We start from the raw sequence: 18566 nt of genomic DNA on the forward strand, positions 1-18566 counted from the left end.
CAGAGCCTCACCTCGCCCCCAAGGTCCATTTCCATATTTTTGGAATAGTGTGATTTGTGTACGTGTCGCATTCGGCACCTCTCAACACCTCTTGTTTTCACTAAATAATCAGTGTTTTTGCCGGAATTCGTCCCAAGCCGCTGTCTGCCCGCCTTCAAACTGGATTTCCTCTCGCTGATCGAGCGTTCGGCTGATATTCGCCCGGCTTCAATTTCATTGCTGGCAAACTGCAACCCGGACTGTTCGACAGCTTGAATGCGTCGTCACTGAAACACACCGTCCCTTCGCCAATTTGCGACGTATCCAAACCACTTCATCATTGCCACTGTTAGGGTTGCGGCTTATTAAGAACAGATCATGAGTCAATCCAACGTATTGCCCTATACCGATGCCAAACCAGTTGGTGCAGGAGATTTTTACTTTGCGATCAACGCCACCTTTCGTTTCATCCAGAAGCGGTTTGGTATGGATCAACTCCGCCAATATTGGAGGGATCTGGGATCAAGCTATATGGCGCCCGTTGCAGCGGGTTGGAAGCAACACGGCCTCTCGGGTGTGGCGGAGTACTGGCGCGCGTTCTTCAGAGCCGAACCGGGTGCGGAGGTGGCAGTGACCTGCACGGAGGACTCCGTGGTCCTCGAAGTGAGAACGTGTCCCGCGATTGCGCATTTGAGAAGACACAAGCGGGAAATCGTCCCCTGCTTCTGTCAACACTGTTATTTTCTGGGCGAGGCGACGGCAGCGCCCGCGGGTCTTACCGTTCGAGTAGAGGGCGGCAACGGCAGTTGCCGACAAACCTTCTTTCGGCAAAGCGGGGCGATTCCCAAACAAGATCTCGCTAAAATCAGGGAGGCGAAATGTTAGGGGTTTACGATTTTTGCGGTCATTACGAATGGACCTTTGAATGGTTGCGCAAGGAGGGTGGCGAACCGTTGGTCCGTCAGTTTTGGGATGAAGCGATCAATCAGGATTCTCAGACTCATGCTGCAGAATTGATTTTGCAAAAAGGCTTTGAAGGCATGAAGGAGTATTGGCGACACACACTCCAGGAGGAAGCCGCTGGTTATCACACCACGTCCGCCGGAAATGTCTTTCGCATTGATATGCATGAGTGCCCTTCCAAAGGTTTTCTGATCCGCAACAAGCTCGAACAGTACCACGATTATTGCGATCATTGCATGGGCTGGATCGGGCCGCTGTTGAAGCGTGGCAAATTCGTTGTGGACCACCAGCATAATCACCGGGGTCAGTGTTGGTGGGAGATCCGCAAAGAAGCTGACCTGACAAGCGCTTCGGCACCGGGGCAGCTCGCGGGACATGAGGACGTCCGGTTGAGGCCAGATTGGAAACTTCCTGGTAAGCCGATGGATACTTACAAGCGAGCCAACGACCCCGAAGATAAATCCTCAAAAGCCGACTGCTCAAAACCTTGAAGTTGAACCCGACGTGCGCCTTCGCCCGGCCTGAGGGACACTTGGCGGGTTGTTTGTAACGCAGGGTTATTACGCTGGCTCTGGCCTGCCTTCGCTTTGAATCACAAGCTAAGTACCCTTTATCCCAACGCGGTTCGATATCTTCGGCGATGCTTTCGGTCACCCAGACGTCCGTGCGTACCGTCTGCAGTATTGATTCGGGGATGCGGGGCGTTACCGGCCCGTGGAGCACCAGCCGCGTTATGAACCGTTGCCAGGAGGCGAACGAACCGTCCACCGTGATGGCGTGCATGTCGATGCGGTGCTTGGCAGCGATCACCTCGGCGGGACCAATGGTCGCAGCTTTCGGCGGCACGGCGGCGAGGTCTCCGCTCATGCCGAAACTGCCATGCAGTGAGTTCTGTGCAATCGTAAATGGACTGAGCGTGCAAACCCGCGGACCCATTTTCTTCCATTCTTCAAGGCTGCCCGCAAACTCCGCTGCGTCCGGCTCGATGAACGCGAGATGACCCGTCCAGCCCGGCCCGCTATAGCAAATGTCGGCGCCACCCAGGTCAGCGATCATTTTACCATAGTCTTTGATGTTCCTGGTGGTCGGGCCTTGGATCTGGTTCTCGGGCGGTCGCAGCTTCGGATCAATGCTCATGTAGAAATGCTTTTTGAACGAGTGCAGGAAGCCGAACTCCCAAGTCTCGGGTGCAATCTCGCCATGCTCATTCGCGTACTCGTCCATGTTGAACGTGTACAGATGACGGCAATTCACCTGAAACTTGTTGATCAGGTGAGCGACGCGGCTGTACGCGGGCCAGGGGTTCGGCAGGATCATCACGAGGCGCCGCTGCTCGTCCGCGGAGGTCTTGATGCGATGAAATAGATCCGCCAACCATAAGAATTCCATCTCCGAATCTTGGACGATCGCGATTTTGAAATCAGGGTTCGAATGCTTCGTGATGTGCTCTTTCTTGATGCGGCGGACACGCTCGATGACCGCACGGACCCGGAACGGAACCAACTCTGAGGGACTGAACTCAAACAAGGTTTTTTTCACCTTCATAGACACATTCTCCATCGATCCAAGTTTTGACGGGCCTTAAATCGGCGTTCCACAACACCAAGTCCGCAGCCGTGCCGACTTCCAGCGTGCCTTGGGTCTCCAGGCCGAGTAATCGGGCAGGATTTGCCGTGCCCATCGCCCAGACCTGTTCGGCTGGCAGATCGAGCCAGCGCAACAAGTTCGCAATTCCGCGATCCATCGTCAACGCGCTGCCCGCCAGAAAATTCTTCTCCGCATGGCGTGCTCCGTCGCCGTCACGGACGCGGACGGGGTAGCCCCACGGCGTATCGTAAACGCCGGGCGGCAACCCGGCCCCGACGTTCGAGTCTGAGATCAGCGTAACACCCTGGAATCCCTTCGCCGCCACTGCCGCCCGGATGGCCATTGGATGAACATGAACTCCATCCGCGATGAAATCCACAGTCACACGCCGGTCAGCCAGCACGGTTTCCACCACTCCCACGGGACGCACTCCCGGATCGGTTTCGGGCGGCACCGGAAACACGTCGTAGAAATGTGTCGCGTGTGTCGCGCCCGCGTCAATGGCCGCGAGCGTTTGCTCGGGCGTCGCGCGCGTATGCGTGAGAAAGACGCGGATGTTCTGTTCCCGCAGTCGCCGGATGATGGGTAGGATGTTCGGAGTTTCGGGGCTGACCGACATTACTTTCAACCGCCCGCGGCATGCGGCAACCATTTCCACCAACAATCCGATGTCTCCGTTGACCGTGGCACAGGCCGCGCCCGTGATGGCCACGAACGGGCCTTCCAGATGCAATCCAACGATCCGCACTCCGCGCGCCGAAGGAACTGCATTGGAAATTTGCTCCAACTTTTCAAGAAAGCCTCGTCCGATTTGCGGCACCACCGTTGGCACCACAGCCGTGACACCGAACCGCCCCAGCACCGCGCCCGCACCGTGCAGGGCCGCTTCCCCCGTCTCGTAAACGTACTGCATGATGCCATGCGTATGCACGTCGATCAGTCCCGGCGTGAGCCAGCCACCGTGACCATCCACCACGGTCGTGTCAGGCGGGGACTCGGCGATCGTGGGGCCAACGGCCGCAATCCCCCTTTCATGAATGAGAAGCTGGCCCGGGTAAATGCGCGTGCCAGGTTCGACAATGCGGACGTTGGTGATGAGTTGCGCGGCCATATCAAATTCTGCTTGTCAATCGTTTCGCACATGCATAATGTTCGTTTCGCACAAATCGTGCAAGCTCAATGTTGGACTTAAGTGAACGACAGGAAAAGATTCGAACCCTCCTGACCACCCAGGGGAGGTTGAGCGTCACGCGCCTGGTCGAGCAAATGGACGTCGCCGCCATGACCATCCGCCGCGATCTCATCGCGCTGGAAAAGGCGGGGTTGCTGACCCGCACGCACGGCGGCTGTGTATTGCACTCGCCATTTGTTGCCGAGCTTTCGTTCCCGGTAAAGCAACGTCTCCGCCAGGAGCACAAAACTGCCATCGCAGGCGAGGCCATCCGGCGCCTCAAGCGCGACGAGACGGTCTATCTGGACACGGGCACGACTGCATTACAGGTTGCCCGCACGCTCCCGCCGGACCTCGCCTTGCAGGTGTTCACGAACAACCTGCGAATCGCAATGGAGCTTTTCGGCCGTACCGGTATAACGATCACGGTTTACGGTGGCGTCATGGCCCACAAGAACCCCGACCTCGCGGGCGAGATGGCGCTCGCTCAAATACAACAGTATCGCCTCGACGTCGCGATCGTCGGAGGCGATGCGCTCGACATCGGCCGAGGTGAGTTTTACGGCGCGGACGCGCGCACGGCCTTGTTGTCACGCGCCGCCCAGAAGCAGGCCAACCGTGTGATCGTCGTCATGGACAGTTCCAAGTTCGGCAAACGCGGCCTCGCCGTAGCCGGCCGGCTTGGCCCGGGCGTAACGATGATCACAGATAATGAAGTGAACCGCAAAGACCGGGCGATCCTCAGACGAACGGGCGCAGAGATGGTGTTTGCAGCCACACCTTCAGCAAATTCAAAATGACCACCGCCATCCTCACACCATCCCGTCAGAAGAAATCCGCGACCAAGCCGGGCCGATACAATCCGTCACGCTACCCCGTGGACTTGCGCGAATATCCGAAGATCGTAACTAAGACGCTGCCCGGGCCGAAGTCCAACGAGTGGCACTCGCGTTGCACAAAACACTTCAAAGGTCTGAGCGGCCAGGTGAAACTGTTCCCGGTCGCATTTGAGTCCGGCCAGGGGTGCACACTCCGTGACGTGGACGGAAATCAGTACATTGATTTCAGTTCTGGCATCTACGTCACCACGCTCGGGCACTGCCACCCGAAAATCACCGAAGCAGTGCAGAAGTACTCGGCCCAGTTGATGAACTGCCACGATTTCACCACGCCGATCAAGACCTTGTTGTGTGAGAAGCTTGCAGAGGTGTTGCCCGGTGACCTGAACGGCTTCCAGTTTTACGATTGCGGGACCGCGGCAGTCGAGGCGGGGATGCGTGTGTTGCGCGCGGTCACCGGCAAACACGAGTTGTTGTCGTGCTTCTACGATTTCCACGGCAAGACCTACGGCGCGGTGTCGCTGGCGGAGATCCGTTCGCCCGTGTACGGTGCAACGCGGGCGCCGGGAATGCACTTGTTGCCGCGGCCCAACACCTATCGTCCACACTGGACGAAAGCAGACGGCACGATCGACACGGACAAGTACATTGAGTTCTACGTCGAGTACCTCGACCGTGCCACCGTGAACGCCGTCGCGGGCTTTGTGCTCGAACCGATCCAGGGTTGGGGCGGTTCGGTGATGCCGCCGGACGATTTCTTTCCCAAGCTGCGCAAGCTGTGTGATGAACGGAAGATTCTGCTCATGGCTGACGAAGTCCTTACGAGTTGGGGACGCACGGGAAAGTGGCTCTGCCTGGAACATTGGGGCGTTGTGCCCGACGTCGTCTCGATCGGAAAAGGGTTCGGCAACGGTTTCCCTGTCACTTGTGTCGCCGTGCGCGAGCCGTTCAAGGAAAAATTCGAGGCGATCAGCGCCAGCAGCAGCTACGGCGGCAACCCGATGGCCTGCGCCGCCGCCCTCGCGTCCACCGAGGTGATTGAGGAGGAAGGTTTGCTCGAACATGCTACAGAACTCGGCAATCTGTTCGCCAAACGTATGAATGCGTGGAAAAAGAAATTTGCCATCGTCGGCGACACGCGCGTCAAAGGTTGCTTGATGGGTGTCGAATTGGTGAAGGACAAGCAAACCAAGCAACCATTCGATGAAGCGGGCAAGCGGGTCTATCAACGCGCCTTCGCAAAAGGCCTGGCCTGGATTCCAGCCGGCCACATTTTGCGGATGAGTCCGCCGATCGTGATGCCCGAGGAAGTTGCCCACAAGGCCATGGATATCATCGAAGAATCCATCGCCGAGGTTGAAAAAGAACTAGGTTAAGCGATGAGCTTGCACGCCGGCGCCGCCACGCGCGACATCAGCCCGACCAAACCGACGCAACTTTGCGGCTACCCACACGTGCGTCGCATTTCGACTGGCATCCACGATCCGTTGCAGGCATCGGCGTTGTTCCTGGGCAATGGTTCGTCGACCGTGCTGCTGTGCGCGCTGGATATCCTCATGCTCAACTCCGACGTTGCGCGGCGCATTCGACGATCCGTTGCGGAGGCGGTTGGCATTCCCGAGTCGGGCGTGCTGATCAGTTGCACGCACACCCACTCAGCACCCGTCACCTTGCGTTACCTGCCATTCAGCGGCGATATCGCAATGCCGGCGCCCGACCCTTCATACTTGGCGTTCGTCGAAGAACGCATTGTCGAGTCCGCGGTCGCCGCGAAGGAACAGGCGCAACCCGCCGAACTGGCATGGACGAAGGCCGACGCACGCGGTGTCGGCGGCAATCGTCATTCGCCTGACGGGCCGACCGATCCTGAAGTCGGCGTACTGGCGGTACGTGCTGGGGACAAATTACTGGCCGTGGCACTCATCTACGGCATGCATCCGACGGTGCTGCATGAAGATTCAACGCTCGTCTCCGGCGATTTCCCCTATTTTGCGAGGCGACACTTGCAGGAAGCCATTGGTCAGGAGTTGGTGGTGCTCCACCACACCGGGCCGGCGGGCGACCAAAGTCCGCGCTATTACGTCAAAGGCCAGACCTTCGCTGAGGCAGAACGTCTTGGCCGCAAACTGGGGACCGCGGCACTCGCAAGTTTACGAGATTTGAAATTCTCCAGTGAGGTTGCGCTGTCAGGTTGGCTCAAACCGGTGGAGTTGACGCATCGCAAGCTGCCATCAGTCTCAGAAGCGGAGCAAGTGCTCGCCACATATCGGACCGAGTACGAGCGCTTAAGAGCAGGCGGCACAGAGCGGGCACGAGTGCGGACCGCTGAAGTGGCGGTGTTCGGCGCGGAAGCCTTGCTTAACCTTGCGCGGGCACGGCAAAGTGGAGAGGTTGACCGGATGCTCGCCAGGCTTGTCCCCTTTGAGGTGCAAGTGTTGCGGATAGGCGGGTCGTGCGTGATTGGATTTCCCGGCGAGTTTTTTGCGGAATACGCATTGCTCTTAAAACAACGCGCTTCGGCGAAGAGCTACGTGGTTACATACGCCAATGGCGAATTGCAGGGTTACATCGTCACGCCGGAAGCGGCCGCTGCGGGCGGCTACGAAGCGGCAAGCAGTCTTTTCGAACCGGAATCCGGTCTGACGATGGTAAACACCGCGCTGACTGGCATTTCAGAATTGATGCTTTACAACCCGGAAGGAGGGTCGGCGTGATCCTGTCGATCGATCTTGGTTCAACCTCATTCAAGGCAGCGGTCCTGGATAAGGAGCTGCGGGTCCGTGGCTTTTTTTCCCACGAGGTCCGTCACCAGTTCGCATCTGGCGGGAAGGTGGAACTGGCGGTGGAGGAAGCCACCTCGGCGGTACGGAAGGCAATTCGCGAGGCGGTCGCCTCAGTCGGGATTCGTGCCTCGAAGCTGCGGGCGGTGGCCGTCACAAGTCAGGCTCAAACATTCACATTGATCGACAAGCAGGGCCGCCCTCGGATGCCGTTCATCTCGTGGCAGGACAACCGGGCGGTGCGCAGTTGCGAGAGGCTGAAACAAACGAAGTCGATGCACAACTTCGGCGAGCATTGCAGTTTCGGCTCCTTGATGCCGCCTCTCTTGATCTGCCAACTCAAACACCTGCGGGAGACTAGACCGGGTTTCGTTACCCCAGACAACGTCGTTGTGTGCCTTCCCACGTTCTTCGTTCACCAATGGTGTGGCATTGCGGCCATTGATGAGAATCTGGTTGCCATGAGCGGAATGTATTCACTGGCGTTGCGGACGTGGTGGCCCGCCGCCCTGCGCGTCTGCGGTTTGCGGAGCCGACAACTGCCAGAGCTTCGCCCCCTCGGACGAATTGCGAGTCACACAAACGCAGGAGCGTTGGAATTCGGTCTGCCAAAAGGAATTCCGGTGGTCTTGGCTGGCAACGATCAAACTGCGGGCGCCTATGCGGCCAGACTGGACGAAGACCACGGCTTGCTGGTGACCTTGGGTACCGCTCAAGCAGCCTACGCCTACTTGGATACAATGCCACGCCCGCATCCCGCTTTGATCCGGGGGCCATTTCCCGATGGAAGATTTTATCGGATGGCAGCCGATAGTTGCGGCGGGAGCATCATCAACTGGGCGAAGGCGATTCTGGCCGGATGCGAGACCGACAAAAAGTTTTTCAATCTGGCCGCCCAATCACCGCCCGATTGTCGGGGCTTGAAGTTTGAGCCGAATTGCCATGAGAGCCGGGGAATCTGGCGCAACATCGGCCTCGATCATACGTCCACTGACTTCGCCCGGTCGGTGCTGGAAAGTCTGACGCACCGCATGTCGGAGTTGATTCAGCAACTGGGGGTGCGTCTGGACCGGACGCAGGTTTTTGTGGCTGGAGGTGGGAGCGAAAACCCGCTTTGGATTCGCATTCTGTCAGAAACGCTTGGCGTCCGGTTGAAGGTAACCGAAGGACGCCCAGTTGTGGGAGCCGGTCGGATGGCGTTGAAAACTCTTTCGGATATTCAGAGGTGATATGGAAACCAAAATCGTGCGCTTCGGTATCATTGGTTGCGGGTTGATGGGACGCGAGTTCGCGAGTGCCGCGGCCCGGTGGTGCCATCTCGTGGACATGGACGTGCGCCCGGATCTTGTGGCGATCTGCAGCCGGAATCCGGCTTCGTACACCTGGTTCAAGCAGAACTTCCCCACCATCACCCAGATGACAGATGACTACCGCGCGTTGTTGGACAACCCGGATGTGGAAGCGGTGTATGTCGCTTTGCCACACCATCTCCATCGAGAGGTTTACTGCGCGGCAATCGAAGCCGGCAAACATCTGATGGGCGAGAAGCCCTTCGGCATCGACGAGGAGGCTTGCGATGTGATCCTTGGCTGCGCGCGCAGGCATCCGCAAGTGTTTGTGCGTTGCTCATCGGAATCGGTATTCTTCCCCGCGGTACAGCGCATCGGCGGCTTGATCGAGCAACACGCCTTCGGGCGCATTATTGAGGTCAACACCGGCCTGCTTCATTCCAGCGATCTTGATCCCAACAAGCCCATCAACTGGAAGCGAATGGTGGAATTCAATGGGGAGTACGGAGTCATGGGCGACCTCGGCATGCACGCCTGCCACGTGCCGTTCCGCGCGGGCTGGATTCCCCGAAACGTGCGCGCCATTCTGAGCGACATCGTCAAGGAACGCCCGGACGGCAAGGGCGGACGGGTGCCCTGTAGCACGTGGGATAACGCCACACTCCTATGCGAGACGACTGACCCTGTCACGGGTAAGCCATTCCCGTGGACCATAAAAACTCAGCGCATCGCGCCGGGCCAAAAGAACAATTGGTACACGGAGATTCTGGGAACAAAGATCTCCGCTCGCTGGTCGAGCGTCAACGCCGACATTCTCGAGATACTGAGGTACGATGGTGGCGAGCAAGCGTGGAGTCAGATCCAGACCGGGCACGAGGCGGCATTCAAGACCGTCACCGGCGGCATCTTCCAATTCGGGTTCACGGATTCCATCCTGCAAATGTGGGCGGCGTTTCTCTGGGAGTTGGTTCACGGCAAGCCGCCAGCGAAATTTGCAGGTTGTGTGACGCCCCACGAAACGGACTTGAGCCATCGCCTGTTCACCGCCGCGCTGGTTTCACAGCACAAGATGGCTACTGTGACAGTGAAGTGAACCGGCAAACGATCACGATGCAAAGCTTATCGTTTCTTGGCATGCCGCTTAAAAAACTGCCCAGATGGAACTTGGTCCGCTGAACAATTTCTGTTTGGCCAGGCGTTGATGGTTTTGGCGATACCACGGCGGAGGGTCTGCGACATGTAGGACAGCCCGTTGGCAGAGCTTCGGGCTGTCCAAGGAGTTGCCTGTCAATCAGCGCATTGGCCCTCAATCGCCAGTTGATTTTGAATTTAATTTTGCGAATAAGTAAATGCACATCAAGTCCGCCTCCAGTCACTGAATCGGGGTAAGTTAACCTCGCTCCGTGATTCGATTCGTTAGAATTCGTGTAGGGCTCCACCTCCAGTAAAAGCTCCAGTAAAATGGTTCTGGAAGGATAGTGGAGGAATGGTGGAAGGGTAGTGACGGAGACTAAATTGAAATAGTGATTGAAGCTTCAAAAAACCGTTGCTAGACTCGCTTTGTTGAGGAACGAGTGTCGTTGAAGAAGTTGCGTCGGAAACGCGTGAGTCAGGGAAGGGAACAATCCCGACCATTGGCTCCAGCTTCAATAGCCCAAAACACGCTGGATTGCCTATAAAAAAAGGGGTTTATTCGCCTCTGGCTTTTCTCTCTCCAGCGCAGGCGCGTGCAGGCAAAAGCAATGATTTGCCACTAAATGACGACTTGTGGCAAATCGTCTGGCAAATCCTGGAACGCCAGACTTCCGCATTGAATGTAGACTGGCGACCCAGCTAGAGACAGCGACAAGAATCCGTAAGTGCAACTGCAGCTCAGGAAAAGCAAAAATGCGTTTTACTTGGACGGTTCTTTTTGCCACATTGAGTTCAATCCGGCTCAGGTGGAATGGCGCCGGGTTTGTTTGCGAAGACGGCTATGTTACAACGCGCCCTGGTTCTTCTTCCGACTTTGCTGGTGAGCGGCAGCGTGTTTTCGCCACTGGTGGCAGACGCCGGGCCGGCAAAAGACCCATTCAAGCCGGCTGACCGCCAGCACTGGGCGTTTCAAAAGGTTGGCCGCCCGGCGCCGCCCAAAGTGAAGAACAGTCCCTGGGTCCGCAATCCCATCGATGCCTTTGTGCTTTCTGAACTGGAAGCGAAAGGACTTCAACCCGCGCCGCCGGCGGACAAAATCACCTTGTTGCGTCGCGCCACGCTCGATTTGACCGGCTTGCCGCCGACGCCGGAGGAGGCGGATGCATTCCTCCGTGACAAATCTGCCGAATCCTTTGCGCACATTGTGGACCATCTGCTCGACTCGCCGCAATACGGCGAGCGCTGGGCGCGGCACTGGCTTGATCTGGCGCGCTATGCCGAAAGCGACGGCTTCAAGGAAGACGCCGTACGTCCCGACATCTGGCGCTACCGCGATTACGTCATCAAGTCATTCAACAACGACAAACCGTACGACCGCTTCATCAAGGAACAAATTGCCGGCGACGAACTTTGGCCCGATGATCCCGACGCCCGCACCGCGACTGCCTTCAACCGCCATTATCCCGACGAGAGCAATGCCCGTATCCTGACGCAGCGTCGGCAGGAGATTTTGAACGACATCACCGATACCGTGGGCGCCGTGTTCACCGGACTGACTTACGCCTGCGCCCGTTGTCACAACCACAAGTATGATCCGATTCTTCAAGCCGACTATTACCGACTGCAGGCATTCTTCGCCAACACCGCCGCGGCGGACAAAACTCCACTTGTCTCATCCGAAGACCTCCGGCGTTACAACGAAAAGCTGGCGCTGTGGAAAGAAAAGACGCGCGCCATCCGCGAGGAAATGGACGCGCTTGAAGCGCCGCATCGTGAAAAGCTGGTGAAGGAATACTACGACAAATATCCGACGGAAATTCGCGCCATCCTCAACAAGCCGGAGACTGAGCGCAATCCGTTCGAGCGGCAGATGGCCTGGAAAGCAAAGCAGTATCTCGACCCCGATTCCCGCGAGTTCGTCGGCGCAACCGCGCACGTCATCGACAAAATCAAAGGCGACAACCGCAAACGCTGGAACGAACTCAAGGTCGAGCTTGACCAGTTCAAGGAGCTTCATCCCGGCGAATTGCCCCTCACTTCGGCCATGACTGATATTGGCCGCGAAGCGCCGAAGACGTTCATCCTGCGCAGCGGGGCTTACGATGCGCCGCGCGATGAAGTTGAACCCGGCTTTCTGACAATCCTGAATCCTTTGCCAGCGAAAATTGTTTCACCGCCTGGGATGGCGTCCAGCGGCCGGCGCACGGCATTGGCCAACATTCTAACTGATCCAGAGAATCCGCTCACGGCGCGCGTGATGGTCAATCGGCTTTGGCAGTATCATTTCGGTCGCGGCATCGTCGGCACGCCGAGCGATTTCGGTTTCAAGGGTGAACGCCCGACCCATCCCCAACTGCTCGACTGGCTGGCGGGCGAATTTGTCCGCAACGGCTGGAGCATGAAGAAGCTTCACCGCCTCATCCTGACCTCCAGCACCTACCAGCTATCTTCCCGCTACGACGTGGCCGCGGCCAGGATCGATCCCGACAACAAACTGCTCTGGCGTTTTCCCCGGCAAAGGCTCGAAGGCGAAGTCATTCGCGATTGCGCACTTGCCGTCGCCGGTCTGTTGAATCCCAAGCTGGGCGGTCCGAGTGTGCTGCCCGAACTGCCGCCGGGCCTGAGCGTTCGCGGCGGTTGGAAGGTGAGCACCGACGAAGGGGAGCGCAATCGCCGCAGCGTTTACATTCTCGTGCGTCGCAACACGCGCTACCCGATGTTCGAAACCTTTGACATGCCGGACACGCACGAGAGTTGCGCCCGGCGCAACGTCACCACCACGCCGGTTCAGGCGCTCACGATGCTCAACAGCGAACTCACACTCAAATGGGCGGAAGGCTTCGCCGCACGCGTTCTGCAAGCCGCCGGCAACGACCTCGACGCGCAAATCGACACCGCGTTTCGACTCGCTTTGTCGCGCCACCCTGATAAAGAAGAAAAGAAAACAGCGAAACAATTTTTCGCACGCCAGCAGAACATCGTCAAAGAACGAATGGATGCCGGCGAACCATTGGCCTTGCCGCCGAAGTTGCCGGAAAAGGCGGACAAGGCTGAGGCCGCCGTGCTGGTGGATTTCTGCCACACGTTGGTCAATGCGAATGAGTTTGTTTATGAAAATTGAAGTGGTTGTCACGAAAGATTCCCGGAGGCGGAAATATACGTCCCCTCACCCGGCCTTCGGCCACCCTCTCCCCATCCGATGGGGAGAGGGACGGGGTGAGGGGAGCGTCGTTCTAATTGGAAATCACTTTTGACAACTGGCGCAGATGCAAAATCAACCCCACATTTTGCCCGCAACTTCGCGCCGTGACTTTTTGCGACGCGCCGGTTGCGGTTTTGGCGGACTGGCCTTCGGTTATTTGTTGGGACTGGATGGCATTCTCGCTCGCGCTGGGAACATCACCATCGACCCGCTGAATCCGCTCGCGCCGAGGCCACCACATCACACGCCAAAAGCCAAATCAGTCATCTGGTTGTTCCTCGAGGGCGGACCGAGCCATCTCGATTTGTTTGATCCAAAGCCGGCGCTTGAAAAACTGGCGGGCCAGAAAATGCCGGAGTCTTTTGGCCGCGTCATCACCGCAATGGGCACGTCGGACAACACCTTGATGCCCACGAAACGCACATTCAAGCAGTACGGTCAAAGCGGCATCTGGGTTTCGGATTGGTTGCCAAACATCGCGCAACACGTTGACGAGATGGCGGTCATCCGCTCGTGCTGGGCGGACGGGCTGAATCACGTCGGCTCGGTTTGTCAGATGAACACCGGCGACATTCTCGCGGGCCGGCCCGCGCTCGGCGCGTGGACGACTTACGGTCTCGGCACGGCCAATGATAAACTGCCCACGTTCGTCGTCATGGCGGACGGTGCCGAACCTGTCGGCGGTCCGAAGAACTGGAGCGCAGGATTTTTGCCGGCCAGTTTCCAAGGCACACAGTTTCGCACCGACGGCACGCCGATCTTTCATCTCACGCCGCCCAAAACGATCAGCGATAAACAGCAGCGCAGCAAACTCGATCTGCTGGCCGGCTTGAACAAACATTTCGCCGCCGACAAAGCCGATGACGGCGAACTCGCCGCCCGGCTCAATTCCTATGAACAGGCTTACCGGATGCAATCCGCCGCGCCGGAAGCTGTGGATCTGGCGCAGGAATCAGAAGCGACGCGCGCTCTCTACGGTCTCGACGACGACAAGATGGCCAAGTTTGGCAAGCTGTGTTTGCAGTCGCGGCGGCTCGTTGAGCGCGGTGTGCGCTTCATTCAACTTTACAGCGGCAGCAACAGCGGTTGGGATGCTCATGCCGATGTCGAGACGAATCACTCCGGCCTTTGCAAATCCTCGGACAAACCGATTGCCGGGCTGTTGACCGATTTGAAATCGCGCGGACTGCTCGACAGCACGCTCGTCGTCTGGGGTGGTGAATTTGGCCGCACGCCGTTCAACGAAAACGGCAAAGGGCGCGATCACAATCCCTGGGGGTTCACGATCTGGATGGCCGGCGGTGGTGTCAAAGGCGGCACGGTGGTGGGTTCGACTGATGAGATCGGACTGCGCGCTGTCGAAAACCGTGCCCACGTTCATGACATCCACGCGACGATCCTGCACTTGCTCGGCATGAACCACGAGAAGCTCACCTACCTGCACAACGGCCGCGACGAACGCCCCACCATCAACGACGGCGAAGTGATCAAGGAAGTGCTGGCGTGATCAGCAACGCCTGCCAAAACGAGACGCAAATCACCAAACGTTCAAACCCACCCCCAACCCCTCCAAGGAGGGGAGCAGAATCAGGCGGCACGTTTGTGTTGTTCCCCTCCTTGGAGGGGCCGGGGTGGGTTCGCAATAATTCATTTCTTCTTACGAACGTGCGAAGCTCTTTATCGGCTTGTTCGAATCACGCGCACCCGATGCGCTTCCGTGTCGCCAACAAAAATCGAACCATCCTTATCGATGAAAATTCCGTGCGGTCGTGTCATCCGGCATTTCAGCGGATCGCCATCCGGCCCGTCGCCCAACTCGCCGGTGCCGGCGACGAGTTCAAGCGTTCCTTTTCTCAAATCAATCATGCGGATACTGTGGCTCTCGGTGTCGGCCAGGTAGATGTTACCGTTCGGCGCGACGGCGATTCCTTTTGGCCCGGAAAGCGTCGCATCTTTCGCCGGACCGCCGTTACCGGTGAACCCTTTCTTGCCGGTGCCAGCCACGTGATGGATCGTGCCGGTCTTGAGATCGAGTTTGAGGACCTGATTGCCTTCGCGCAACGCCAGCCACAGATTGCCAGCCCGGTCGAAATCAATCGCGCGCGGGCCGTTCAACGGCGTTCCTTCAATGCGCGCGCCGTCCGGCGTGGACGCATGTTCGCCGTTACCCGCGAAAGTCGTGATGATTCCCGTCTTCATGTACACTTTGCGGATGCGATGATTGCCGATGTCGCAAATGTAGAGATCGCCGTTGGGAGCGAACTGAATGCTGTGGGGCTGCTTGAGTGTCGCACTGGTCGCCGGGCCGCCGTCGCCGGAAAAGCCTTCCTTGCCATTGCCCGCCACAGTGGAAATGATCCGCGTTCGGGCATCGACCCGACGGACGAGGTTGTTCGACATCTCTACGAAGAACATATTGCCGGCCTTGTCGAAACGAACTTCGTAGGGTTCGTTCAACTCGGCTTGGAGAGCGGGACCGCCGTCACCTGAATAACCGGCCCGCCCGCTGCCGGCGACAGTGGAAATGTTTCCATGCGCATCAACCTTGCGGATACTGTGATTGGCTGTATCGCAAAAGTAAATCGCGCCATCCGGTCCGCGGACGACACCGAACGGATTGTTCAACTGCACTTGCGTTGCCGGGCCGTTGTCGCCGGAAAATCCTTTTTCGCCCGTGCCGGCAAAGGTGGTGATCTGCCAGTTGGAAGCTTTGGCGGTTTGGGCTTGAACGACTAACGGTAAACACAAACTGATAGTCAGACAGCCAATCAGCAGCGGAACGTTGATGTGAGAGAATAGGCTCGCCCTCAATGCCGGCCCTCTCAATGGCTGTTGGGTTATTGTCATTTCTTCAAAACATGGCAGACCAGAGAGCGCTATGTCAATTTCACGAAAATTGCAAACGTCTCGATTAGAGTGTGTTGAAAACGGCGGTCAAACGTCGATCGTCACCGATCTGCTGTGCATTTGTCATCACGCGTCTTGTGACGATTTGACTTCTTCCGGCAGCCGGTGTTGAGTTCCACCGGTCATTGAAGTGTCATGAGCATCACGATCAAACTGGATTTGCCGGAAGCGCTGGTGAACGAAGCGCGAGCGAGGGGTTTGCTTGAATCTGAGCGGCTGGGGGAATTGCTCAACGAAGAACTCCGCCGCGATCGCGCCCGGAAGAACCTGGGTCAGATGCTCAAAGAACTGCACTCCATCCCGGGAGAGCCCATGACGACCGAGGAAATTCAGGCCGAAATTGACGCCGTGAGGGCAGAGCGCCACCAGCGTGAGAGCAGTCGTTGACAACAACCTGTTCGTCTCCGGCCTGCTTTGGGGCGACCAACCCGGACGCCTCTTCAGCGCGCTTGCGGTAGGACGCCTCGAAATCTTCTTGAGCGAAGCCCTGCTGGCCGAACTGCGTGAAGTTTTGCAGCGGCGAAAATTCGCCGCCCGACTCGCGCTCAAAGGGTTGACCCCGAAAATCGTCCTGGCGCAAGTGCAAGCTGCCGCCAGAGTGGTTCACGCTCCGCCCATTCCCTTGCCGGCTTCGCTCCGCGACGCGGATGATGTTCCGGTGCTGGCGTGCGCGGTGTCTGCGGACGTGGACGTCATCATCACCGGCGACAAGGATTTGCTGGCGCTCAAAGCGTTCTCGGGCATCCCGATTCTCACAGTGCGGCAGGCGCTCGAAAAGCTGGGGATTCCTGCCGACTAAGTCATGCTTTTTCTTGCTCATATTTCCTCTTTCCCAATATCTGCTGAATACTCCCCTGACTGGATTGTGTCGAGTTTTTTGCTCAAAAAAAGCGGCCTCCGTTTCCAAAGGCCGCATGCGGACCACGTGTTCCTAACACTCTTGGACACTCAACAAATTATCGGCGGTAGTGTCGTCGGAACGAGTGCGTACATATTTCGTTCCCTCTCTTTCGGCTGGGATTACGTCTATAGTACGTCCGCCCCCTTCCACGACAATTGAACCTGGCGATTCCTTCACTTTATTGTAGGCGTCCAGCCGTGTGTATCTCCTCCAGCCATCTGTCTTGATTTCAGTGATGCACCGACAGTCAGAATGGAGATGCGCTTCTCCCTTAACAATGCATGTAACTTTTTCTGCCATACTTCACCTTTGGTTTGAGGCGAGTTCCACCTCGTCTCGTTTCTGTTTGTTTTGGTGTGCGTGGAATCACACCCACTGTTTGGGCGTAATCGTATCCCAAGCGGTAGGACAAAAACCGTCCAAGCTATCGAGAAAAAAGTGACCTACGTTTCCGAATGCCGTTATGAGTTTTCTTTGTAACGTTGGCGGTCGTAGCGGATTAGCATGCTGTTCCTACGGACGCGATCTTGGGCGATCTGGCAGGCGCAAGAGGTGGTTCGGTTCTTCTCCGTCGTCTGGCATCTTGAGGTATTTGTGACCTTGCGGGCTGACCGCCACAATCAGATAAACCGCATCCCCACCTTTTTCGATGTAGTATTCGAACGTGCCGTCCTCGATCCAGCGGATGGCCACTTCGTACGGATGCGTCCAGTGGTGTCCGGGAAAACCGCCACCGATGGCTCTGATGCGCTCATGCGGGTCATGCCTGTCGGTTCTGTTAATGCAGTTAACTTCGACTCGCCTTGCCAGGTTGCCAGCTTGTTTCACATTCTCTATTGTCGTTAGGGTGCGCCACTCCGATGCCCGCCCATGCGCGGCGTTTGCGCCCGCCGCCTTGGCCGGCGGGCGCAGCGGGCGAGTTGGCTTATGCCCCGACAGTGACTTTTTGCACTGGACTCCAATCGCCATTGGGCGCGCCTTTGTCCCAGAAGCGCACGCGGTATTCGCGCGTCTCGGCCGTGTTGGCCACGAGCAAGGGGCGCTCGTCATCGTAGGGCGTCTCGGTGTCGATACCCAGGAATTCCCACGCGCCGTTGTTGCGGCGGCTCTCCAGGTACACGCCTTGATGCCCGAACTTGGTGAAGGTGATGTGGATGCATTGGCAGGTGTCACCTTGCGCGACCACGGGTTTGAATTCGGGCACGGGATGTTCACTGGTGTCCTCTTCGGCGATGATTCTCAGGTCTTGCCCGATGGCCTCGGTGTAACCGGCGTTCTTTTTCATGCGCGCAATTTGATTGAGGAGGCGGTTAAGCACTCCGGGCGGGCGCATGCCGGGCGGGGAGAAGCTGCTCGCGTCGGGCAGGGTGACAGGGTCCGTGCCGGTTCCGTTGCCGACGATGCGTTTGAAGGCAGTGGCCTCCTGAAGGTCCTGCTTGATGGCGGGATGCCAGGTCTGGAGGACCCAAGTGTAGAGTTCGAGGTCAACGTCCATATCGGCCAGTTCGCCACCGTCCAAGCCACACGTTGGCCCGTGAGTGGGAATTTTGCCCCGATAGTTCGTCAGCCAGACCACTTGCCCCGGCTCGTCTTGCGGATACCACGGTAGTTTTAACATAGGTTTCTGTTTTATTTTGGTTTTTGTTGGATACAGCTTTCCCAAGTAATACGGATGAGAAATTTCCAAAAGTTGTGGACGGCGGGGGGTGGAAAAAAGGCATCCTGAGGGGGACAAAAAAACCTGCTGCCATCACACGATGGCGGCACAACCCTCAGGACACCTATGGAACAGAAGAATGTAGTCGGTCTGGAAA

16 protein-coding genes are annotated in these 18566 nt (G+C 57.6%); 10 read left to right on the plus strand and 6 right to left on the minus strand.

The window, feature by feature from the left end:
- The first annotated feature begins 357 nt into the window (after nucleotides 1-357).
- Nucleotides 358-864 carry a hypothetical protein gene (locus HY298_17670; protein ID MBI3852090.1) on the plus strand — a complete coding sequence of 169 codons (507 nt, stop codon included), beginning with the start codon at nucleotides 358-360 and terminating at the stop codon, nucleotides 862-864.
- A gap of 96 nt (nucleotides 865-960) precedes the next feature.
- On the opposite strand, the gene HY298_17675 is transcribed toward HY298_17670, so the two are convergent.
- Both HY298_17675 and HY298_17680 read right to left on the minus strand, forming a co-directional pair.
- Nucleotides 961-2487 (minus strand): hypothetical protein, encoded by a 1527-nt coding sequence (locus HY298_17675; protein MBI3852091.1) that lies wholly within the window; start codon nucleotides 2485-2487, stop codon nucleotides 961-963.
- A complete protein-coding gene (locus tag HY298_17680; GenBank protein MBI3852092.1) occupies nucleotides 2462-3640 on the minus strand; it encodes an amidohydrolase family protein in 1179 nt (392 codons plus the stop codon). The genes HY298_17675 and HY298_17680 overlap by 26 nt, the downstream gene beginning before the upstream one ends.
- Before the next feature lie 68 nt (nucleotides 3641-3708).
- On the opposite strand from HY298_17680, the gene HY298_17685 reads away from it, so the two are divergent.
- From HY298_17685 to HY298_17715, 7 genes are all read left to right on the plus strand, one after another.
- Nucleotides 3709-4500, plus strand: a complete 792-nt coding sequence (locus HY298_17685; protein ID MBI3852093.1) for a DeoR/GlpR transcriptional regulator — start codon at nucleotides 3709-3711, stop codon at nucleotides 4498-4500.
- The gene (locus HY298_17690; protein MBI3852094.1) at nucleotides 4497-5915 is read left to right on the plus strand and encodes an aspartate aminotransferase family protein; all 1419 of its coding nucleotides are present in this window, start codon (nucleotides 4497-4499) and stop codon (nucleotides 5913-5915) included. Before HY298_17685 ends, HY298_17690 begins: the two co-directional genes overlap by 4 nt.
- A gap of 3 nt (nucleotides 5916-5918) precedes the next feature.
- Complete coding sequence (locus tag HY298_17695; protein MBI3852095.1) at nucleotides 5919-7253, plus strand: neutral/alkaline non-lysosomal ceramidase N-terminal domain-containing protein; 1335 nt, start codon at nucleotides 5919-5921, stop codon at nucleotides 7251-7253.
- Nucleotides 7250-8548: a hypothetical protein gene (locus HY298_17700; GenBank protein MBI3852096.1), complete on the plus strand. Its 1299-nt coding sequence runs from the start codon at nucleotides 7250-7252 to the stop codon at nucleotides 8546-8548. The genes HY298_17695 and HY298_17700 overlap by 4 nt, the downstream gene beginning before the upstream one ends.
- A 1-nt stretch (nucleotide 8549) precedes the next feature.
- Nucleotides 8550-9701 carry a Gfo/Idh/MocA family oxidoreductase gene (locus HY298_17705; protein MBI3852097.1) on the plus strand — a complete coding sequence of 384 codons (1152 nt, stop codon included), beginning with the start codon at nucleotides 8550-8552 and terminating at the stop codon, nucleotides 9699-9701.
- Nucleotides 9702-10583: 882 nt separating this feature from the next.
- Complete coding sequence (locus HY298_17710) at nucleotides 10584-12863, plus strand: DUF1553 domain-containing protein (protein MBI3852098.1); 2280 nt, start codon at nucleotides 10584-10586, stop codon at nucleotides 12861-12863.
- A 145-nt stretch (nucleotides 12864-13008) separates the two neighbouring features.
- Complete coding sequence (locus HY298_17715) at nucleotides 13009-14451, plus strand: DUF1501 domain-containing protein (GenBank protein MBI3852099.1); 1443 nt, start codon at nucleotides 13009-13011, stop codon at nucleotides 14449-14451.
- Between the two features lie 170 nt (nucleotides 14452-14621).
- Here the strand turns inward: HY298_17715 and HY298_17720 are convergent, their stop codons facing one another.
- Entirely contained in the window at nucleotides 14622-15791 is a 1170-nt protein-coding gene (locus tag HY298_17720) for an SMP-30/gluconolactonase/LRE family protein (GenBank protein ID MBI3852100.1), read from the minus strand.
- A gap of 195 nt (nucleotides 15792-15986) precedes the next feature.
- On the opposite strand from HY298_17720, the gene HY298_17725 reads away from it, so the two are divergent.
- Nucleotides 15987-16238, plus strand: a complete 252-nt coding sequence (locus HY298_17725) for a hypothetical protein (protein MBI3852101.1) — start codon at nucleotides 15987-15989, stop codon at nucleotides 16236-16238.
- Entirely contained in the window at nucleotides 16222-16650 is a 429-nt protein-coding gene (locus HY298_17730) for a putative toxin-antitoxin system toxin component, PIN family (protein MBI3852102.1), read from the plus strand. The genes HY298_17725 and HY298_17730 overlap by 17 nt, the downstream gene beginning before the upstream one ends.
- Before the next feature lie 132 nt (nucleotides 16651-16782).
- Here the strand turns inward: HY298_17730 and HY298_17735 are convergent, their stop codons facing one another.
- From HY298_17735 to HY298_17745, 3 genes are all read right to left on the minus strand, one after another.
- Nucleotides 16783-17052, minus strand: coding sequence for a DUF3892 domain-containing protein (locus HY298_17735; GenBank protein MBI3852103.1), 270 nt, complete (start codon nucleotides 17050-17052; stop codon nucleotides 16783-16785).
- Nucleotides 17053-17265: 213 nt separating this feature from the next.
- On the minus strand, nucleotides 17266-17562 hold the full coding sequence (locus tag HY298_17740) for a DUF3892 domain-containing protein (GenBank protein MBI3852104.1): 297 nt from the start codon (nucleotides 17560-17562) through the stop codon (nucleotides 17266-17268).
- Between the two features lie 115 nt (nucleotides 17563-17677).
- Entirely contained in the window at nucleotides 17678-18370 is a 693-nt protein-coding gene (locus tag HY298_17745; GenBank protein MBI3852105.1) for a hypothetical protein, read from the minus strand.
- Nucleotides 18371-18566 lie beyond the last annotated feature (196 nt).

It is taken from the genome of Verrucomicrobiota bacterium, assembly GCA_016200005.1.
Lineage (GTDB): Bacteria > Verrucomicrobiota > Verrucomicrobiia > Limisphaerales > PALSA-1396 > PALSA-1396.

What these genes read in the sequence shown, in the direction of transcription:
- HY298_17670 (MBI3852090.1), top strand. Translation starts at nt 358, where the DNA reads ATGAGTCAATCCAACGTATTGCCCTATACCGATGCCAAACCAGTTGGT.
- HY298_17675 (MBI3852091.1), bottom strand. Translation starts at nt 2,487, where the DNA reads ATGAAGGTGAAAAAAACCTTGTTTGAGTTCAGTCCCTCAGAGTTGGTT.
- HY298_17680 (MBI3852092.1), bottom strand. Translation starts at nt 3,640, where the DNA reads ATGGCCGCGCAACTCATCACCAACGTCCGCATTGTCGAACCTGGCACG.
- HY298_17685 (MBI3852093.1), top strand. Translation starts at nt 3,709, where the DNA reads ATGTTGGACTTAAGTGAACGACAGGAAAAGATTCGAACCCTCCTGACC.
- HY298_17690 (MBI3852094.1), top strand. Translation starts at nt 4,497, where the DNA reads ATGACCACCGCCATCCTCACACCATCCCGTCAGAAGAAATCCGCGACC.
- HY298_17695 (MBI3852095.1), top strand. Translation starts at nt 5,919, where the DNA reads ATGAGCTTGCACGCCGGCGCCGCCACGCGCGACATCAGCCCGACCAAA.
- HY298_17705 (MBI3852097.1), top strand. Translation starts at nt 8,550, where the DNA reads ATGGAAACCAAAATCGTGCGCTTCGGTATCATTGGTTGCGGGTTGATG.
- HY298_17710 (MBI3852098.1), top strand. Translation starts at nt 10,584, where the DNA reads ATGTTACAACGCGCCCTGGTTCTTCTTCCGACTTTGCTGGTGAGCGGC.
- HY298_17715 (MBI3852099.1), top strand. Translation starts at nt 13,009, where the DNA reads ATGCAAAATCAACCCCACATTTTGCCCGCAACTTCGCGCCGTGACTTT.
- HY298_17720 (MBI3852100.1), bottom strand. Translation starts at nt 15,791, where the DNA reads ATGACAATAACCCAACAGCCATTGAGAGGGCCGGCATTGAGGGCGAGC.
- HY298_17725 (MBI3852101.1), top strand. Translation starts at nt 15,987, where the DNA reads ATGAGCATCACGATCAAACTGGATTTGCCGGAAGCGCTGGTGAACGAA.
- HY298_17735 (MBI3852103.1), bottom strand. Translation starts at nt 17,052, where the DNA reads ATGGCAGAAAAAGTTACATGCATTGTTAAGGGAGAAGCGCATCTCCAT.
- HY298_17745 (MBI3852105.1), bottom strand. Translation starts at nt 18,370, where the DNA reads ATGTTAAAACTACCGTGGTATCCGCAAGACGAGCCGGGGCAAGTGGTC.